The organism is Xenophilus sp. Marseille-Q4582 (genome assembly GCF_916700565.1).
GTDB lineage: Bacteria > Pseudomonadota > Gammaproteobacteria > Burkholderiales > Burkholderiaceae_C > Xenophilus.
This window is the reverse complement of the sequence record NZ_CAKAKO010000001.1, coordinates 949,383-967,656: the sequence shown is the minus strand read 5'-3', so window position 1 is coordinate 967,656 and position 18,274 is coordinate 949,383. Positions and strand designations below refer to the sequence as shown.

The 18,274-nt window shown below is 70.5% G+C and carries 20 protein-coding genes; 9 read left to right on the top strand and 11 right to left on the bottom strand.

Translation table 11 applies throughout. The features are described from left to right. Positions 1 to 61: 61 nt before the first annotated feature. The 8 genes from LG388_RS04480 to LG388_RS04445 all read left to right on the top strand — a co-directional run bounded on the left by LG388_RS04480 (position 62) and on the right by LG388_RS04445 (position 6,650). Positions 62 to 1,195 (top strand): sterol desaturase family protein, encoded by a 1,134-nt coding sequence (locus LG388_RS04480; RefSeq protein WP_225781620.1) that lies wholly within the window; start codon positions 62 to 64, stop codon positions 1,193 to 1,195. Then, the gene (locus tag LG388_RS04475) at positions 1,192 to 1,983 is read left to right on the top strand and encodes a YaeF family permuted papain-like enzyme (RefSeq protein WP_225781619.1); all 792 of its coding nucleotides are present in this window, start codon (positions 1,192 to 1,194) and stop codon (positions 1,981 to 1,983) included. Before LG388_RS04480 ends, LG388_RS04475 begins: the two co-directional genes overlap by 4 nt. Positions 1,984 to 1,991: 8 nt before the next feature. After that, a complete protein-coding gene (locus LG388_RS04470; RefSeq protein WP_225781618.1) occupies positions 1,992 to 3,209 on the top strand; it encodes an NAD(P)/FAD-dependent oxidoreductase in 1,218 nt (405 codons plus the stop codon). 193 nt (positions 3,210 to 3,402) lie between these two features. Further along, complete coding sequence (rpsU, locus tag LG388_RS04465) at positions 3,403 to 3,615, top strand: 30S ribosomal protein S21 (RefSeq protein ID WP_007833691.1); 213 nt, start codon at positions 3,403 to 3,405, stop codon at positions 3,613 to 3,615. A gap of 173 nt (positions 3,616 to 3,788) precedes the next feature. Then, positions 3,789 to 4,238 carry a GatB/YqeY domain-containing protein gene (locus LG388_RS04460; protein WP_225781617.1) on the top strand — a complete coding sequence of 150 codons (450 nt, stop codon included), beginning with the start codon at positions 3,789 to 3,791 and terminating at the stop codon, positions 4,236 to 4,238. Between the two features lie 20 nt (positions 4,239 to 4,258). Continuing rightward, positions 4,259 to 4,747 carry an NUDIX domain-containing protein gene (locus LG388_RS04455; RefSeq protein ID WP_225781616.1) on the top strand — a complete coding sequence of 163 codons (489 nt, stop codon included), beginning with the start codon at positions 4,259 to 4,261 and terminating at the stop codon, positions 4,745 to 4,747. A gap of 329 nt (positions 4,748 to 5,076) precedes the next feature. After that, the gene (locus tag LG388_RS04450; protein ID WP_225781615.1) at positions 5,077 to 6,111 is read left to right on the top strand and encodes an ABC transporter substrate-binding protein; all 1,035 of its coding nucleotides are present in this window, start codon (positions 5,077 to 5,079) and stop codon (positions 6,109 to 6,111) included. Between the two features lie 32 nt (positions 6,112 to 6,143). After that, positions 6,144 to 6,650, top strand: coding sequence for a nucleoside deaminase (locus LG388_RS04445; protein ID WP_225781614.1), 507 nt, complete (start codon positions 6,144 to 6,146; stop codon positions 6,648 to 6,650). A 306-nt stretch (positions 6,651 to 6,956) separates the two neighbouring features. Here LG388_RS04445 and LG388_RS04440 read toward each other — a convergent pair whose 3' ends face one another. Both LG388_RS04440 and LG388_RS04435 read right to left on the bottom strand, forming a co-directional pair. Further along, the gene (locus LG388_RS04440; protein ID WP_225781613.1) at positions 6,957 to 7,712 is read right to left on the bottom strand and encodes a sulfite exporter TauE/SafE family protein; all 756 of its coding nucleotides are present in this window, start codon (positions 7,710 to 7,712) and stop codon (positions 6,957 to 6,959) included. Positions 7,713 to 7,743: 31 nt separating this feature from the next. Continuing rightward, the gene (locus LG388_RS04435) at positions 7,744 to 8,148 is read right to left on the bottom strand and encodes a sel1 repeat family protein (protein ID WP_225781612.1); all 405 of its coding nucleotides are present in this window, start codon (positions 8,146 to 8,148) and stop codon (positions 7,744 to 7,746) included. A 147-nt stretch (positions 8,149 to 8,295) separates the two neighbouring features. Here LG388_RS04435 and LG388_RS04430 point away from each other — a divergent pair, with 147 nt between their 5' ends. Then, a complete protein-coding gene (locus tag LG388_RS04430) occupies positions 8,296 to 9,261 on the top strand; it encodes a LysR family transcriptional regulator (RefSeq protein WP_225781611.1) in 966 nt (321 codons plus the stop codon). Here the strand turns inward: LG388_RS04430 and LG388_RS04425 are convergent. The 9 genes from LG388_RS04425 to LG388_RS04385 form a co-directional block, all read right to left on the bottom strand. After that, positions 9,245 to 10,264, bottom strand: a complete 1,020-nt coding sequence (locus LG388_RS04425) for an SDR family oxidoreductase (protein WP_225781610.1) — start codon at positions 10,262 to 10,264, stop codon at positions 9,245 to 9,247. The genes LG388_RS04430 and LG388_RS04425 overlap by 17 nt on opposite strands. Continuing rightward, the gene (locus LG388_RS04420; protein ID WP_225781609.1) at positions 10,261 to 11,178 is read right to left on the bottom strand and encodes a bile acid:sodium symporter family protein; all 918 of its coding nucleotides are present in this window, start codon (positions 11,176 to 11,178) and stop codon (positions 10,261 to 10,263) included. Before LG388_RS04420 ends, LG388_RS04425 begins: the two co-directional genes overlap by 4 nt. Positions 11,179 to 11,193: 15 nt before the next feature. Further along, positions 11,194 to 12,513, bottom strand: a complete 1,320-nt coding sequence (locus LG388_RS04415) for an NAD(P)/FAD-dependent oxidoreductase (protein ID WP_225781608.1) — start codon at positions 12,511 to 12,513, stop codon at positions 11,194 to 11,196. Then, positions 12,491 to 13,351 (bottom strand): SDR family oxidoreductase, encoded by an 861-nt coding sequence (locus LG388_RS04410; protein WP_225781607.1) that lies wholly within the window; start codon positions 13,349 to 13,351, stop codon positions 12,491 to 12,493. Before LG388_RS04410 ends, LG388_RS04415 begins: the two co-directional genes overlap by 23 nt. A 104-nt stretch (positions 13,352 to 13,455) precedes the next feature. Then, on the bottom strand, positions 13,456 to 14,175 hold the full coding sequence (locus LG388_RS04405) for an EthD domain-containing protein (protein WP_225781606.1): 720 nt from the start codon (positions 14,173 to 14,175) through the stop codon (positions 13,456 to 13,458). Further along, positions 14,172 to 14,702 (bottom strand): carboxymuconolactone decarboxylase family protein, encoded by a 531-nt coding sequence (locus LG388_RS04400; RefSeq protein WP_225781605.1) that lies wholly within the window; start codon positions 14,700 to 14,702, stop codon positions 14,172 to 14,174. Before LG388_RS04400 ends, LG388_RS04405 begins: the two co-directional genes overlap by 4 nt. Before the next feature lie 9 nt (positions 14,703 to 14,711). Continuing rightward, a complete protein-coding gene (locus LG388_RS04395; protein WP_225781604.1) occupies positions 14,712 to 15,668 on the bottom strand; it encodes a tripartite tricarboxylate transporter substrate binding protein in 957 nt (318 codons plus the stop codon). Between the two features lie 79 nt (positions 15,669 to 15,747). After that, a complete protein-coding gene (locus tag LG388_RS04390) occupies positions 15,748 to 17,424 on the bottom strand; it encodes an FAD-dependent oxidoreductase (protein WP_225781603.1) in 1,677 nt (558 codons plus the stop codon). A 58-nt stretch (positions 17,425 to 17,482) separates the two neighbouring features. Next, the gene (locus LG388_RS04385; protein ID WP_225781602.1) at positions 17,483 to 18,250 is read right to left on the bottom strand and encodes an AraC family transcriptional regulator; all 768 of its coding nucleotides are present in this window, start codon (positions 18,248 to 18,250) and stop codon (positions 17,483 to 17,485) included. Positions 18,251 to 18,274 lie beyond the last annotated feature (24 nt).

Below are 18,274 nucleotides of genomic sequence, written 5' to 3'. Positions count from 1 at the left end.
GGCGCGGCGGGCACCAACTCCTAGAATCCGCGCCTTCGTTGGCAACGCTCGGGGCACGCGCATGCTGGAGCTGGACAAACTCAATCAATTCACCGAAAGCCACGGCGAGCTGCAGCGCGGCAAGGGCCTGGTCACGGGCACCCTCGCGCTCACGCTGGGCATGCTGTGCTTCCTGGGCGTGCTGGCCTTTCACTTTCCGCAGTACCTCACAACCCCCGAGCTGCGCAAGAGCTACGACGTGGACGTGATGCGCTGGATCATGCTCGCGGCCCTGGTGGTCGCAGGCGGGCTGGCGCTGGTCAACATCGTGTTCAACCGCTCGCGCTGGCTGTCCTCCTTCGCTTTCCTGCTGGTGGTGGCGGCGGCGCTGCTGGGCGGGCACAAGGTGGATGTGGACCCGAACTTCCCCGACCACACGCCCTACATCGGGCTGGACTGGTTCATCCTCGACCTGCTGGGCTCGGCGCTGATCTTCATCTTCATCGAGAAGCTGTTCGCGCTGCGCAAGGACCAGCCCATCTTCCGCGCCGAGTGGCAGACCGACTTCCACCATTTCATCGTCAACCACATGATCGTGGGCTTCGTGCTGCTGGCCACCAACCTGCTGGTGCACAAGCTCTTCGGCTGGGCCGCGCACGACGGCATCCGCGGCTGGGTGGCCGGCCTGCCCTTCTGGGCCGGCGTGCTGCTGATCATCCTGGTGGCCGACCTGGTGCAGTACTGGACGCACCGCGCCTACCACGAGGTGCCGCTGCTGTGGCGCCTGCATGCGGTGCACCACAGCGTCAAGAGCATGGACTGGATGGCCGGCTCGCGCCAGCACATCCTGGAGCTGCTGATCACGCGCACGCTGGTGCTGGCGCCCATCTACGTGCTGGGCTTTTCCAAGGAAGTGATCGACGCGTACATCGTCATCGTGGGCTTCCAGGCCGTGTTCAACCACTGCAACGTGAGCGTGCGCCTGGGGCCGCTGCGCTATGTGATCGTCACGCCCAACTTCCATCACTGGCACCACAGCCAGGACGACGAGGCCATCGACAAGAACTATGCCGCGCACTACGCCTTCCTCGACTACCTGTTCGGCACGGCCGTGAAGAGCGACAAGCTCTGGCCCGAGCGCTACGGCGTGGTGGGCGACTACGTGCCCAACGGCTTCTTCAAGCAGCTCAAGTTCCCGTTCGTGTGGAAGGGATGAGCGGCCGCATCGCCTGCCGGGCGCTCGCGGCCACGCTTCTTGCGCTGCTGCTGGGCGCCTGCGCTTCGCACATCGACTTGCCCACCGCCGACGCGCCGCTGCCGCGCGTGCGCATCCAGCATTCGTCCATCGCGCCCGGCAACGGCGGCGCGCTGGTGGACGCCACCGCCCTGCAGGCCGGCGACATCCTGCTGACCTCGGTCGAGACGTTGAACTCCATCGGCATCCGGCTGGGCACCTTCTCGCCCGTGAGCCATGCCGTGCTCTACCTCGGCGAAGGCCAGGTGGCCGAGGCCGTGGGCAGCGGCGTGCGCGCGCGCAGCATCGGCGAGGTGCTCGACGAAGAACACATGGTGGTCGCCTTCCGCCCCCAGGGCCTGCAGCCCGGGCACGCGCGCAAGCTGCGTGAATGGGCCCTGGACCGCGTGGGCACGCGCTACAACACGGCCGGGGTGCTGCTGCAGGCGCCCTTCGTGCTGAACCGCCGCGTGTGCGAGCTGCCGGGCGTGCCCGCGCCCGTGCGCCACTACTGCGTGAGCGGCATGGCTTTCGTGCAGTTGGGCGTGAGCCGCAACGACCAGTTCTTCTGCTCGCAGTTCGTGCTGGAGGCCTTCAACCAGGCCGGTGCGCCCATCACGGCCGCCGACCCGCGCTGGGTCAGCCCGGCCGACCTGCTGCACATGCGTGAAGGCGATGTGCCGTCGATCCCCGCGCACCAGCCGCTGCGCTACGTGGGCCACCTCAAGTACCAGCCCACGGTGGTGGCGGGCGAGGGAGGGATGCATTGACCGAGACCGTGAACGATTCTTCCTTCGACGCGGTGATCGTCGGCGCCGGCGCGGCCGGCCTGTTCTGCGCCGCGCAGGCCGGGCAGCGCGGCCTGCGCGTGCTGCTGCTGGACCACAGCCCGCGCGTGGCCGAGAAGGTGCGCATCGCCGGCGGCGGCCGCTGCAACTTCACCAACCGCGACCTCGACCCGCGCGCGCCGCAGCGCCATTTCGTGGGCCAGAACCCGCATTTCTGCCGCTCGGCCCTGGCCCGCTACACGCCCGCGCAGTTCATCGCGCTGGTCGACAGGCACGGCATCCGCTGGCACGAGAAGCACAAGGGCCAGCTCTTCTGCGACGACTCCTCGCAGCAGATCATCGACCTGCTGCTGGCCGAGTGCGAGGCCGGCGGCGTGACGCGCTGGCAGCCCTGCGGCGTGCAGGGCGTGGTGCACGAAGCGGGCCGCTACCGCATCGACACCGCGCGCGGCCCGGTGCAGGCACCGCAGCTGGTCATCGCCACCGGCGGCCTGTCCATTCCGCAGCTGCGCGCCACCGACTTCGGCTACCGCATCGCCGAGCAGTTCGGCCTGCGCGTGGTCACGCCCCGCCCGGCGCTGGTGCCGCTGACCTTCGGTGGCGAGGCCTGGGCGCCCTATGCCGGGCTGGCCGGCCTGGCCCTGCCGGTGCGCATGGCGACGGGCAGCAAGAAAGAGCGGATGGAGTTCGCCGAAGACCTGCTGTTCACGCACCGCGGCCTGTCGGGCCCGGCCGTGCTGCAGATCTCCAGCTACTGGACGCCCGGCACGCCGCTGCAGATCGACCTGGCGCCCGGCGTGGACGTGGCCGGCGCACTGCAGGCCGCCAAGCGCGATTCGCGCAAGCGCGTGGCCAACGAGCTGGCGGCGCTGATGCCCACCCGCCTGGCCGACGCCTGGGCCGCCAGCGATGAAGCGCTGCAACGCCCCATCAACGAAGCCGGCGACAAGGCGCTGGCGCGGCTCGCGGAGCGCATCGCGCGCTGGGAGATCACGCCCTCGGGCAGCGAGGGCTACAAGAAAGCCGAGGTGACGGCCGGCGGCGTGGACACGCGCGACCTGTCCTCGCAGACGCTGGAATCGAAGCAGCCCGGCCTGTACTTCATTGGCGAGGTGGTGGACGTGACCGGCTGGCTGGGCGGCTACAACTTCCAGTGGGCCTGGGCCAGCGCCCACGCCTGCGCCCAGGCGCTGCGGCCCTCGGCATGACGGGCCGCGGCTGCGCCAAGACAAGCGGAACACCCCGGTGCCCTGTCGAAAAGCGCTGGACATGCCGCAAAAAAAGTTATACTCGCGGGCTAACTTCGGCCTTGACCTCAGCGGGCCATCCAGATTTTCAGTTGAGGAAACCCGGCTTTGCGTGCCGATCTTGCGCGGGCCACCTTCATCCACTGTTCACTCAATGACCACCATCCGCGTTAAAGAAAACGAGCCCTTCGACGTTGCCCTGCGCCGCTTCAAGCGCACCATCGAAAAGCTGGGCCTGCTGACGGACCTGCGCGCCCGCGAGTTCTACGAAAAGCCCACGGCCGAGCGCAAGCGCAAGAAGGCTGCGGCCGTCAAGCGCCACTACAAGCGCGTGCGCAGCATGCAGCTGCCCAAGAAGCTGTACTGATTCCGAAGTCACCGGCTGCGCCTGCAGCCTGTGCCACGAGCCGCGCCGGGGTCACCTGCCGCGGCTTTTGTGTTTTCATCGCCGGGCCGCCCCGGGATGAAAACGCCCCCCAGAGGCATCGCCCCCCGTGCAGCGGGAAGCCTCGGTCTCCCTAATTTGATGAAGGAAAGCCCATGAGTCTCAAGCAACAGATCAGCGACGACATGAAGGCCGCCATGCGCGCCAAGGAAGCCGAGCGCCTGGCCACCATCCGCCTGCTGCTGGCCGCCATCAAGCAAAAGGAAGTGGACGAGCGCATCGAACTCGACGACGCCGCCGTGGTGGCCGTGCTCGACAAGATGATCAAGCAGCGCAAGGACTCGATTGCCGCCTTCAACCAGGCCGGCCGCACCGAGCTGGCCGACAAGGAAGCGGCCGAGATCACGGTGCTGCAGGCCTACCTGCCACAGCGCCTGGGCGCCGACGAGGTGCTGGCCGAGGTGAAGGCCATCGTGGCCGAGCTGGGCGCCAGCGGCCCCGGCGACATGGGCAAGGTCATGGGCGTGGTCAAGACCCGCCTGGCCGGCAAGGCCGAGATGGGCCAGGTCAGCGCCGCGGTGAAGGCCGCGCTGTCGGGCGCCTGAGCCCGGCTGCAGGCGGCCCCATGCAGCACAGCGGCAGCAGCGACTCTTCGCCCATCCTGACCATCGGCAAGGCCTGCGCCTGCCTGGTCGATGCGCACGGCCGGCTGCTGGTCTTCGACCATCCCGGCGATGGCGGCCTGCAACTGCCCAAGGGCACCATCGAGCCCGGCGAATCGCCCGAAGCGGCCGTGCGCCGGGAGCTGTGGGAAGAGTCGGGCCTGGTCTATGAGGGCCCGCTGCAAAGCCTGGGCACCCTGCACCGCGACTGCGCCGCAGGGGAAGAAAGCAACCGCCACGCGCATCCGCAGCTGTGGCACCTGTTCCTGATGCGCTGGGACGGTGCCCCGCTGCCCGAGACCTTCACGCACACGGCCCACGGCAGCCCCGAGGAAGACGGCCTGGTGTTCGCCTTCCGCTGGCTGGCCCAGGGCGATGCGCTGGACGGTTTTGCCCTGCCCTACCGGCAGGCCATCGCGATCGTGCGCAACGCGGTCGCACGCGGCGGCTGAGGCCCGCCCTCTCTCCGCACTGCGCGAGGCCTGCGCGCACCGCCGACGCGCGCACGCACCAAAAGCGGGACGCCCGCGCACGCGGCGAAGCCCGGCGCGCCGTCCCCTCAGGCGCTGCATGCAGACGCGCCGCAGCGAGCCCACCCGCGCGCGCCGGCACGCTTCGTGCTGGCTTCCCCGCACGAGTAGAAGCGTTCAGCGCCAGCCCTTCGCCTTCGAGGGCCCGCCCGGAAATTGCTCAGTTCCCCGGCTCCCACGGCCCACCGCCGAATGGCCGGGCCTTCCGCCGGCGCGCGCTGCGTGCCGGCCCACGAACCGGAGCTCCGCGCATGCAACGCCGTCGATTCCTCGCCTCCACCCTGACCCCGCCCCTGGCGGCTGCCCTCGGCGGCAGCCTGGCCGCCCCCGCCGTGCTCGCCCAGGCGCTCACGCCCCTGCGCTTCACGCTCGACTTCCGCGTGACCAGCCAGACCGCGCCCTTCTTCCTGGCGCTGGCCAACGGGTACTACAAGGAAGAGGGGCTGGACGTGCGCATCGACGTCGGCTCGGGTTCCGTCGCTTCCATCACGCGCGTGGCCAGCGGTGCCTACGACCTGGGGCTGGGCGACATCAGTTCGCTGGTGGAGTTCCACGCCCAGAACCCCGACACGCCGGTGCAGGCCATCTACCAGTACTACAACCGCGCCCCCTTCGTCATCATCGGCCGCAAGGACCGCGGCATCCGCAGCGACTTCCAGTCCCTCGCAGGCAAGCGTGTGGCCGCCGCCGCGGTGGAAGCCACGCGCCGCAGCTGGCCCATGGCGGCCCGCGCGCTCAAGACCCGCCCCGACCTCTTCGAATGGGTGACGACCGACTTCAGCGCGCGCGACAACGTCATGGTGCGCGGCGACGTGGACGCTGCCACCTACTTCCACGATTCGGCCGTGTCGCTGTTCGCGCGCCTGCCGGCGCAGGAACTGTCGGTGCTCGAATACCAGAAGGCCGGCCTGCATCTGTACGGCAATGCCCTGCTTGGCGGCCGGCTGCTGCAGGAGAAGCCGGACGCGGCACGCGCCTTCGTGCGCGCCAGCCACCGCGCGCTGCGCGAAACACTGGTCGATCCCGAAGCCGCCCTGGCCGCCATGCGCGCCCGCGAGCCCATCCTCAAGCTCGACGTGGAGCGCCAGCGCTGGGCCATCACGCGCCAGTACCTGAGCACCCCCGAAACGCGCGAGGTGGGACTGGGCGGCATCCGGCCTGCCGTGCTGTCAAGGCAGATCGACGAGGTGGCGACGGTCTTCGAGCTGGCTCGCAAGCCTGCCCCCGAGAAGCTGTTCAACACGGCCTTCCTGCCCGCACTGGCCGAACGGCAGGTGCAGGCATGAACGCCGCCGGCCGCCTCTCAGAAGGAGATGCGATGCACCCCGCCCTGCCCGAGGAAGTCGCGCTCGACGAACGCGACGGCCGCTACCTGCGCCAGGCCATCGCGCTGGCCGACACGGCCCGCAGCCGCGGCAACCGGCCCTTCGGGGCCGTGATCGTCGCACCCGACGGCAGCGTGATGGCGCAGGCCTGGAACGCCAACGGCGAAACCGGTGACTGCACGGCCCATGCCGAAACCTCGGCCGTGCGCCTGGCCAGTCCGCGCTTCAGCCGGGAGGAACTGGCCGGCGCCACGCTGTACTCGTCCGGCGAGCCCTGCGTGATGTGCGCGGGCGCCATTTTCTGGGCCAACATCGGCCGCGTGGTGTACGGCATCGACGCCGTGCGGCTGCGTGGGTTCCGCGGCGAGCGTCTGGACCAGCGCGATGCCGAACTCTCCTGCCGCGACGTGTTCACGGCCTCCACGCATCCCATCGAGTGCGTGGGGCCAGCACTGATCGAGGAATCCTCCGCGTCGCACGTGGGCGCCTGGAAGGTTTGAGCACGTGTTCGAGGTCTCGCAGGGGTCGCGTTGGAGCGCAATCGGGATGAGTTCGCAGGCCGGTCGCGCCGCATGGACTGGTGTCCATGCAAGCGAACGGCCGAAGAAATCGCCCGATTTCGCTCCAACCCGCAGGGCAGCCGCCTTGCCGGGCGTCCTGCGGCGTTGCGCTGCTTGCTCGTAGATCACTACGAGCGGCGCAGCGCGCCTTGCAGGCCCCCCCGGCAAGGGGGCTGCGCGGCCCCTGGGAGACCTTGAACACGTGCTCAGGGGTCCATCCCTGGCCGCCGGGCAGCCGGCCGCGCCTCAAGCCATGGCGGCCCGGCTCACCATCCACGCCCCCAGCAGGGCCAGCGCGATGAAGAAGCAGCGCCGGAACAGCGCCAGCGGCAGGCGCCGGCGCAGCCATTGCCCGGCCACCATGCCCAGCCCTGCCGCCGGCAGCATGCCCAGCGAGGCCATCAGCCCCGCGGGCGCATAGCTTCCCACGGCCGCCAGGCCCAGCGCCAGCGCCACGGTGGAGGTGGTGAAGCACAAGCCCATCGCCTGCACCAGCTCGTCCTTCTCCAGGCCCAGGCTCTGCAGCCAGGGCACGGCCGGAATCACGAACACCCCCGTCAGCGCCGTGAGCAGCCCGGTGACCAGCCCCACCGCCGCGCCCGCCCAGCCCGGGCCCCGGGCCGGCACGGCCAGTCGGCGCCCGGCCAGGCCCCAGGCCGCGTAGGCGATCAGTGCCAGGCCCAGCAGGCCCGCGCCCAGCCGGCCCGCCGGCGGGCCCCAGGCCAGCACCCCGCCCACGGTGCCGGCGAACACGCCCAGCTGCAGGCCGCCCAGCCGGCGCAGCAGCGCGCCGAGCGACCCCAGCGGCCCGGCCTGCCACGCATTGGTGACCAGCGAAGGCACCACCAGCAGCGCCGCCGCCTGCGCGGGCGGCATCCACAGCGCCAGCAGCGCCATCGAGAAGGTGGGCAGGCCCAAGCCGATCACCCCCTTGACCATGCCGGCCAGCAGGAAGACGGCGGCGGCGGAAGCGGCGCCCGGCAGCGTCTCGAGCGGGCTCATGCGTGTACCTTCTGCTCGCCGCGGGCCACGCTCATCCGCACACCTGCCCGGCCAGTGCGCGGTTGATGAGATCGCGGTGCATGCGCCCGATGGCACTGCCCTGCTGCGCGGCGCGGTGGAACCAGTCGCGGGCCTCGCAGCGCGCCCGCGCTCCCTCGGCACCCGCCGGCAGCAGGCCCTGCATCAGAACGACGCCGAGCATCTCCTGCGCAGGCAGCAGGTCGGCCCGGGCCGCGCGGCGCAGCCAGTGCAGCACGGCGGCGCGGTCGCGCTGCGTGTCGGCCTCCAGCGCCAGCGAAAAAGCCTGTTCGCGCGTCAGCGGCAGCGCGGGATCGATGCCGTGCACCGGGCCGGCGGCGGCGGTGAGCGCAGCAAGGCCGGTGAACAGCAGCCCGGCGGCTGCCGAAGGGCGGAAAGAAGCGGAAGAAAGCGGCATGGCGGCACTCCTGGCGGGCGAACAGCGGCGGAGAACAAGGACTGGAACGACGGCCGCAGTCTGCGGCGCCGCGGCCCGCGCGCCAATGTGGATCTGCGGCAGCCGGCCTCAGGCGGCGGCTGAGGCCGGCGTGCTACCTTGCGCGCCATGCGATTCGACTTCACCGATCTGCGCCTGTTCATCCACGTGGTGGAGGCCGGCAGCATCACGGGCGGCGCGGCACGCATGCACATGACGCTGGCCTCGGCCAGCCAGCGCGTGCGCGGCATGGAGGAAGCGCTGGGCAGCGACCTGCTGCAGCGCCATGCCCAGGGTGTGCGGCCCACCGAGGCCGGCCGCACGCTGCTGCACCATGCGCGCGTGGTGGGCGCGCAGATGCAGCGCCTGCACGGCGAGCTGGGCGAATACGGCGCCGGGCTGCGCGGCCATGTGCGCCTGCTGTGCAACACCTCGGCCATCATGGAGCACCTGCCGGCGCCGCTGGCCGACTTCCTGGCCGCGCACCCGCGGCTGTCGGTGGACGTGGAGGAGCGCGCCAGCGCCGACGTGGCGGACGGCGTGCGCGCCGGGCTGGGCGAGATCGGCATCTGCTCCGACCTGGCCGACCTGCGCGGCCTGGTGCAGCGGCCCTTCCGTGCGGATGCGCTGGTGCTCGTGCTGCCGCGCGGCCATGTGCTGGCCGGCACGCGCCGGGCCTCGCTCGCGGCACTGGCCGAACGGCTGCCCCGCGCGGCCGGCGACCGGCGCGCGCCCGAGCTGGCGCTGGTGGGCCTGTCCGCCGGCAATCCGCTGCAGGAGTACATCGGCCTGCAACTGCAGCGGCAGGGGCTGCGCGTGCACTACCGGGTGCGCGTGCGCAGCTTCGACGCCATCTGCCGCCTGGTCGAGCAGGGCATCGGGGCCGGCGTGGTGCCCCACGCAGCGGCCGCTCGCTGCGCGCGCAGCACGCGGATCGCGCGCGTGCCGCTCAGCGATGCCTGGGCCGCGCAGCGCCGGCTGGTCTGCGTGTGCGGCCCGGGCGAGCTGGCCCCGCATGCGCAAAGGCTGTGGCAGCGGCTCACCGCGGCCGCGGCGCCGACCGCGCAAGGGCCCGCGTTCAGCGACGACGGCTGACGGGCCGGTCTTGCGCCGCGCGGGCCGCGACAAAGGCCTCGAAGGCCTGCGCGCTGGTCTTCGCGGGCCGGTAGCCGAAGACCTCCTTCAGCGCCCGGTTGGCCAGCACGGGCCGGTAGCGCAGAAAGTCCAGCTGCTCGGGCCCGTAGCGGCTCAGGCCCAGCGCCGAGCCCACGGCCAGGGCCGTGCGCAGCACCGGCGCCGGCCATTCGATGCAGCCCTTGCCCAGGCGCTGTGCGATCTCCCGGATGCCCAGCGCGCCATCGCCGGCGAGGTTGAAGCATCCCGCAGGCGCGCCGGCCAGCGCATGCGCGATGGCACCGGTCACGTCTTCATCCCACACGAAGACGAAAGGGCTGGCGCTGCCACGGATCGCGATCAGCCGCGGCTTCTCGAACAGCGCCGTGATCTGGTTGTGCACGCGCTCGCCGAGGATGGTGCCGATGCGCAGCACCGTCTGCGCCAGTTCAGGATGGTCGCGGCGCGCCTGCGCCAGCAGCTCCTCGACCTGGCGCTTGTGGTCCGCATAGGCGAAGGCTTCGTTGCCGCGCAGCGGCTGCGACTCGTCGATCCAGTCGGGGTTGTTGGCGTGGTAGCCGTAGGCCGCGCCGCTGGACGACACGACGAGATGCCGCACGCCCTGCGCCACGCAGGCGGCCAGCACGTTGCGCGTGCCGCCCACGTCCACCGAATGCTCGAAGACGCGGTTGGAACCCTTGCCCGGTGTGACGATGGAAGCCAGGTGCACCACGGTGTCGATCGCGTGCTGCTGCATCAGCGCCGCGATGCCCGCATCGCGCACGTCCTGCACCGCGTAGGCCACGCCGGGGCATTGGCGGTCCGCAGGCACCTCGCGCACGTCGGCCGCCACCACCGCGTCCAGCACGCCCTGCGCCTGCTGCTGCGACAGTCGCGCCACCAGGCTGCGGCCCAGGAAACCGTCGGCGCCCGTGACGAGCACACGGCGCGCCGGCAGCGAACGCGTGATCGGCCCGCCGCTCATGCCGGCCCCTGCGGCGCCTGGGCGGGCCGCCGGCCCCACCAACTGGCCAGCGCCAAGCCCGCGATGATGTCCCAGAAGCCCCACACGCCCGCCACCACGGCCATGCCGCCCAGGCCGCCGAAGAAGCTGAAGATCAGCACCAGGCCCAGGCCGGCGTTGCGGATGCCCACCTCAATGGCGACGGCGCGGCGGTCGTAATCGGCCAGGCCGGCGGCGCGCGCGCACAGCCAGCCGGTGCCGAAAGCCAGCGCGTCGTGCAGCACCACGGCCAGCAGCACCAGGCCCACGTAGTCGAGGAAGTAGCGCCAGTTGCCCGCGATGGCGCCGATGATGAAGGCGATCAGCGCGAGGAAGCTCAGCGTGCGCGCGGGCTTCTTGATGCGTGCCGTGAGGCCCGGGAAGCGGTGCGCGCAGGCCACGCCCAGCACGAAGGGAATGCCGATGATGGCGACGATGTGGCCCAGCATCTCCAGCGGGTCGAGCGCGATGGCCTTGAGCAGCGTCGAGGCCGTGGGGTGCAGCCCGCCCCAGAAGGCGAAGTTCAGCGGCATCAGCACCACCGACAGGGCGTTGGAGATGGCCGTCATCGACACCGACAGCGCCACGTTGCCACCCGCACGGTGCGTGAGGATCTGGGAGATGTTGCCCGGCGGGCAGCAGGCCACGAGGATCATGCCCAGCGCGATGCTGGGCGCGGGCTGCAGCAGCAGCGTGAGGCCGAAGGTGACGGCCGGCAGCACGAGGAACTGCGCGCCGATGCCCACGGCCATCGCGCCCGGCATGCGTGCCACGCGCTTGAAGTCCTCGATGCGCGTGTCCAGCGCAATGCCGAACATCAAAAAGCCCAGCACGACGTTGAGCGCGATCAGCGAGGCCGGGTTGAAGTTGAGGCGGATCTCGTCGACGGGCAGCATGGCGGCTCCTGGGGTTCAGGCATCCAGCTTGGCCGAAGCCTCGCGCACGGCGGCGCGGTAGGTGTCCTTGTGCACGTAGTAGGCCATGCGGTCCAGCTTCAGGTAGCGGTAGCCGCCGCTGAGGTCCGGCGGCGGCCCCTGGATGGCCGCGCGCAGGGCCTCGGCCGCGGGCGTGGCCTTCTGCTGTGCCCGCAGGTAGCGGGCCACCAGTTCGGCCTGTTCGTAGCGGCCCTGCCAGCCGATGCCGCTGGCCTCGATCATGCCCAGCACGGCCAGCGTGTCGAAACGCGGCGCGAAGATGTTCAGGTGCAACTGCGGCGCCATGCCCTGCCAATTGAGATGTGCGCGCTCGATGAAGGGGTAGTGCAGGTCGTAGCCCGTGGCGCACAGCACCAGGTCGTAGTCGCGTGCGCTGCCGTCCTTGAAATGCACGGTGCGGCCCTCGAAGCGGGCGATGTCGGCGCGCACGCCGATGTCGCCATGACCGATGTGGTGCAACACCAGCGAATTGACCACCGGGTGCGACTCGTACATGCGGTAGTCCGGTTTGGGGAAGCCGAAGCGCACCGGGTCACCCGTGAACCACTTCAGGACCGTGGCGTCGATGCGCTGCTTGAGCCAGGGCGGCAGCTTCAGTGCGCCGCCCAGCGTGTCGGCCGGCTTGCCGAACACGTACTTGGGCACGAAGTAGTAGCCGCGGCGCACCGAGATGTCCACGCTGGCCGCGTAGTGCACCGCGTCCACCGCGATGTCGCAGCCCGAGTTGCCGGCGCCCACGATCAGCACGCGCTTGTCCTTGAACAGCTCGGGGTGCTTGTAGTCGGCCGTGTGCAGCAGTTCGCCGTCGAAGTGGCCCTCGAAGGCCGGACGCTTGGGCTCGGCCAGCGTGCCGTTGGCGATCACCACGCCGCGAAAGCTTTCGGTCTGCACGGGGCCGCCGTCGGTGCGGAAGCTCAGGCGCCAGCGCGTGTCACGCGCCTCGCTCTCCGGCTCCACGCGCAGCACGCGGGTGTGGAAGCGGTAGTGGCGACGCAGGTCGAAGTGGTCGGCGAAATCGCTGAAGTACTGGCGCAGCTCGCGGTGGCTCGGGTAGTCGGCCACGCCGGGGGGCATGGGGAACTCGGTGAACTCGGTCGTCGTGCGGCTGGAGATCAGGTGGGCCGATTGGTAGACCGTGGAACGCGGGTTGGCGATGTCCCACAGCCCGCCCACGTCGGCATGCGCCTCGAAGCCCTGGAAGGGCAAGCCCTCACGCTGGAGATTGCGGGCACCGGCCAGGCCCGAGGGGCCGGCGCCGATGAGGGCGATAGTGTCAGCGCTGGGGTGGTCGCTCATGGGCAAGGTCTGAAATGGAGGGAGCGGGCGACGCGGCCGGTGCGTGGCCCGGTGACAGCCCCGGAATGGGCGTGGCGCCGGCTTCGCCCGCGCGCGGTTTGCGCGGCTGGGCCAGCAGGATGCGGTCGTGGAGGGAGGCGGGCAGGCAGGCCAGCGCGCGCGACAGCCAGCCGATGCGACGCGGCAGCACGATGTGCGCGCGGCGGGCCGCCACGCCCTGCAGCAGTTGGCGCGCGGCTTCGTCGGCCTCCAGCAGCCCCGGCATCACGAAACGATTGCCGGCCGTGAGCGGCGTGCGGATGTAGCCAGGGCTCACGGTGTGGACTGTCAGGCCGCTGCCGCGCAGCTCGGCGCGCAGGCTTTCGAGGTAGCGGATCAGCCCGGCCTTGCTCGCGCAGTAGGCGCCGTTGCCCGGCATGCCCCGCCAGCCCGCGATGCTGGCCACGCCGACCAGCGCCCCCTTGCGCTGCGCCCGCATGGGCGCGACGAAGGGCTGGAACAGCGTGGCGGCGCCCAGCAGGTTGATCTCCAGCATGCGGCGGAACACCTGCAGGTCCTCGGCCTGCGCCGTGTCGTAGCCGCCGGCCACGCCGGCGTTGGCGATCACGAGGTCGGGCGTGCCGGCGCGGGCCATCCAGTCATGTGCCATGGCCTGCACGGCATCGCCGTCGGCCACGTCGGGCGTATAGATGGCACAGCGCCCGGGCGCCGTGTCGGCCAGGGCCTGCAGCCGGTCCACATCGAGCCCGACCAACGCGACCTGTGCGCCGTGCGCCACCAACTGCCGCGCAAGCGCCTGTCCCAGGCCCCCGCAGGCGCCGGAGAGGACAACGTTCATGAAGGGTGCAGCAGGCATGGAAGGGCGAAATCCGCGCCTGGCACGGCGGCGGGCGCCCGCCACTCTAGCCGGCCGGCTTCATCCGGCGGTCCGGGCTTTCCCTCTCAAGGCATGCCGGACTTCGCATGCCCCTGCAAGGGAATCGCGCAGGCCTGCACCTGCGCCAGCCAGCCCGCCGAGAACGCATGGGACCAGCACTGCACCACACCCGACGCTTCGGCATCCACGCCCGGCTGGAGCCAAAGGCACAGCCACAGTGCCGGCGGATCCGCGTGCCGGTCCAGCTGCGGCCGGCCGCGAACGCTCACGACCTGATGCATCCGCACGCGCGCGCGGCCATGGGCAAAAACATCCAGGCGGGCCAGCGCACTCAGAAACGCCTGCCCATCACCTCCCGATGCCATCCGTCCAGCCCCCATGAGCTTGATGCCTCCGAGGTGGCCGTCATCGTCGTCCGGCAGGCTGCCACCCCCCACATCCAGCAGATCGAAGGCCCGAAGGAAGCGCAGCTCGTCCTCCAGCACGGCCTGCCCGGCAGCCGTGGCGGCCGACGCAGCAGACGCCGAGGCGGCCCGCGAGGTCCAGACTTGCGCGATGCCATCCGGCACCGAGGCCCGCGCAGTCTTGCACAGCGTGCGCCGCACACGGTTCTGCGTATAGCCGGCCAGCGCGGGCAAGCGCAGCGCCAGTTCTGCGTGGGGGCCCCGCCAGTGGGCGTGGAAGGCATCCGGCGTCCAATCGGCCCGGCCACTGAGCAGGGCCACCCGTTGGAACAGCGTCCCCTCCTCTCCCGCACATGGCGCCGGCAGGCACGGGCTGCTCATGCCGACGCCGGGGCAGCGGACTGTACCTGGCGTTGCGCACGCCGGAAGCCCGCCGTCAGCCAGGCTTCGTAGCCACGCAACTCCTGCGCGCTGGCTGGCGCGAGCCTGAAGAGCGCCCCCATCTGCTCGCTTGCATGCATGAAGCAGATCCACGCCATCAGCTCCACTTGCTGTGGCGTCGAGAAATGGCGTTGCAAGGTATCGAAGGCGTCGTCGCCGACAGCGGCCGCACCGTCGTTCACCGCCAGCGCAAAGCGGATGGCCGCACGCGTGACTTCGTCATGCGACTGCTCATCGGGCTCACCGAGCGATGCACAGAACGCACAGCCGCTGTGCTGTGCCAACGCCCGGCGCACCTGCTCCTTGAGCTCTGGGGCAAGGGTGCCCTCGAAGCGCAGGGCCTCGTCCAAGGCAGCCCATTGCCGCGCCACCTCCGGCCGATGCCCGAGCACACGCCGGAACTGGGTGCCTGCCGCGCCAGGGGCGCCTTCAATTCTTGCCATCGTGCGATCCGTCTTTCGTTTCATGCCATGCGTTCATTGGATCTTGAGCCCCAGCTCACGTACCACCGTCGCGTAGCTGGCGGCGTCCTGCTGGACGATGCGGGCCAGCTCCTGCGGTGTGGAGGTGGCGGGCTCCAGCGTCATGCCCTCGGCCCATGCTCGGACCTTCGGCACTGCCAGAGCCTCATGCACAGCGGCATTCAAGGCCGCCACGGCCGGGGCCGGCGTGCCAGCGGGCGCGAAAATGGCGAACCAGCTGCCTGCCGCGAAGTCCGGGTAGCCGGACTCGGCGATGGTGGGCACCTGCGGCAACTGCTGCACACGTTGGGCGGACATCACCGCAATCACCTTGACCTTGCCCGACTGGATGTAGGGCATGGCGCCGGCCACATCGTTCACGTAGACGGGAATTTGCCGCCCCAGCAGTTCCTGCAACGCGGGGGCACCGCCCCGGTAGGGCACCGCCGTCATCTTCAGGCCCGAGCGGACCAGGAAGCGCTCCATCGCCAGGTGGGGCGCATTGCCCGTGCCAGCGATGCCGAAGCTCAGCGCCTGCGTGCGCGCATGCGCCACGAACTCCTTGAGGTTGTTGGCCGGAAAGTCCGGGTGCACCATGATTCCAAAGGGAATCCGCGTCACCAGGGAGATCGGCTCGAAGCGCGTGGGGTCGTAGCTCAGGCGTTCGAACAGCCAGGGGTTGATGGCCACGGTCACGGGGTCGAAGATGGCCACGGTCCCACCGTCGGCCAGCGCACTGCCCAGGGCCTGGCCGGCCACGACAGTGCCGCCGCCAGGCCTGTTGTCGACCACCACGGGGCGCATCAGGCGCTCGCTGAGCACGGGCGCCAGTTGCCGGGCCATGCCGTCGGTCGATCCCCCCGGCGGATAGGGCACGATGAACCGCAAGGGCTTGCCCGAGCCCTGTGCCAGGGCCCCGCCGGCCAGCGTCCATCCCAACCCCACGATCAATGCACGTCGAGTGTTGCGCATGTCTTGTCTCCTCGGCCGCATGGGCCTGTTCCTTCATGAAGGCATCGGCGTTCCGCCGATGCGGCGAAATCCGAGGCGCTCAGCCTCCCGGCACGGCCAGAGCGTCGCGCGCGGCGATGTACCCGAAGGTCATGCCGGGGCCCAGGGTGATGCCCGGCCCGGGATAGCCCCCGCCCATGATCGAAGCCATGTCATTGCCCACTGCATAGAGGCCCGCCACGGTGCTGCCGTCGGCCCGCAGGACGCGCGCCCGCGCATCGGTACGGATGCCGGCGTAGGTGCCGATGTCGCCGGGCACCACGCGAACGGCGTAGAACGGCGGCTGGACCAGCGGCGCCACGTTGGGGTTCGGCCGGTGGCCGGGGTCGCCCAGAAAGCGGTTGTAGACATTGGCGCCCTTGCCGAAATCGGGGTCCTCGCCGCGCGCGGCATGCGCGTTGTAGCGGGCCACCGTGTCGCGCAGCCGAGCGGGATCGATGCCCGCCTGGCGGGCCAGGTCCTCCCAACTGTCGGCGCGCATCAGATAGCCGTTGCGCAGCCACCGCCCGATGGGGAATGGCGCGGGCTTGACGGCGCCCAGCCCATAGGTGCGAAGGGCCGGGTGGTCGCACAGCAGGAAGGCCTGCGCATCATCGGCCGCATCCCGGGCCAGGAGCGCGCGGATGAAGTCGTGGTAAGAGTTGGCCTCGTTGACGAAGCGCCGGCCATCGCTGCGCACCGCCATGAAGCCGGGCTTGGGCCGGTCCACAAAGTGCACAAACAGCCCGGTGCTGCCATCGCGGCGCGGCACCTCCGACACTGGCACCCACGCGGCAGCGTGCGGCAGGCCGTCTTCCAGCGCTCCACCTACGGACTGCGCCAGCGCCAACCCGGCTCCATCGACGCTGGCGGGTACGGGCGAGCGGTGCTGGACGCGCAGACGGTCATGCGGGAAAAGCCGCCGCCTGCGCTCCAGGTCATGGGAAAAGCCCCCGCACGCCAGGATGACTGCTCGCTGCGCACGCAGCACCCGGCCACCGGACAGGCTGACGCCCACCACCTCGCCGCGCTCCTCCACCAGGGCCTGCACCGGGCTGGACGGCCGCACCTGCACGCCCTCGGCGAGGACGGCGTGCAGCAGCCGGGCCGCCAGCGCGCTGCCGTTCATGAGTTGCGTGTTGGCACCGTAGCGCAGCAGGTCCCAGCCATAGCGCAGCAGCCGGCGAAGCACATAGACGGCTGAGCGCGGTGACCGCGTGGCGTTGTAGAAGTGCAGCAGGTCCTTGCCCGCCATGAGCGGCAGGCCGAACAGCGTCAGCTCGGGCAGCGGCGGGCGCAGCAGCCGGCGGCTGCCACCGAGCGCCCGGGCGTCAAAGGGCATGGCGCAGACGCTGCGGCAGCCCGAACGGCTGCCCGGTTCATCGGGATGGTATTCAGGGAACTCGCCCAGCAGGAAGGCCATGCCCGCCTCCTGCATCAGCGAATCCAGCATGCGCGGGGCATGGGACAGAAAGGCATCGACCCGCGCCGCGTCGAAGTGCGGCCCGGTCTCCGAGGCGAGGTAGATGCGCGCCTCCTCCAGGGAATCGCCGGTACCCTTGGCCCGAGCCAGCGCATTGCCGGGCAGCCACATCCAGCCTCCCGACAGGGCCGTGGTTCCACCCACCACGGAATCCCGCTCCAGCACGCACACGCTGGCGCCTGCACGGGCCGCCGTGAATGCCGCGGTCAGCCCGGCCGCGCCGGATCCGACCACAACCACATCGAAACTCTCCATCTTCCCCATGCCTTCTCTTCCATGTCCAACAGGAAGAGGCAATGTAGAAAACGGCGCTTCAGGTCGATTGGACGATATTGACTTTCTTCATCTGGCTGGGCGGCACGGCGTAGACGTCCTTCCAGCAGCGGATCATGTGGCTCTGGTCGAAGAAGCCCACGTCCTGCGCCACCTCCGCGCCCATCGTGCCGGCGAACAGCTGCCGGCGCGCGGCCACCACGCGAGCCTGCTTCAGCATCTGGTGCGGCGGCAGCCCGTAGAAGCGGCGGAACTGGCGCGCGAAATAGGCGCGCTCCAGGTTGGCCGCCTGCGCCAGGGCAGCCAGCGAAACCGTCTGGCGCAGGTCCGAGAGCAACAGCTCGCAGGCGCGGCGCAAGCCGCTCAGGTGCAGCGCCGCTGAATCGCGCAAGCGACCGTCACCCAGCATGGCAGGCAACACCAGGGCCAGCATGTTCTCGATGGCCAGACGAGCGAGCTCGCCCTCGCGCTCGCGCGCCGCCTCGCGCAGCGCAGCGCCCAGCCCGGGCTGGGTGCACAGGTATTGCCCGAAAGGCCGGTCATGGCTGTGCCCCGTGAGAGCCCTTACATAGGCAGGATCCACGTGGAAGGTGGTGTACGAAATCGGCTCGCTGGACGCCGGAAAGCCCGTGTGAACGTCGCCGGGGTTGATCAGGAACAGCGTCTGCGGATCGGTTTGGAACTGGTGCGTGCCGCAGTCGTAGCGGCTCAGCCCATGGTCGATGAAGCCAAAGGCGTAGGTGTCGTGGTAGTGGCGCTGCAGCCGCGCCTTCTGACGGCTGACCGAGCACCAAAAGACATCGGCCATGCGTCGTCCATGCTCGACCGCGTA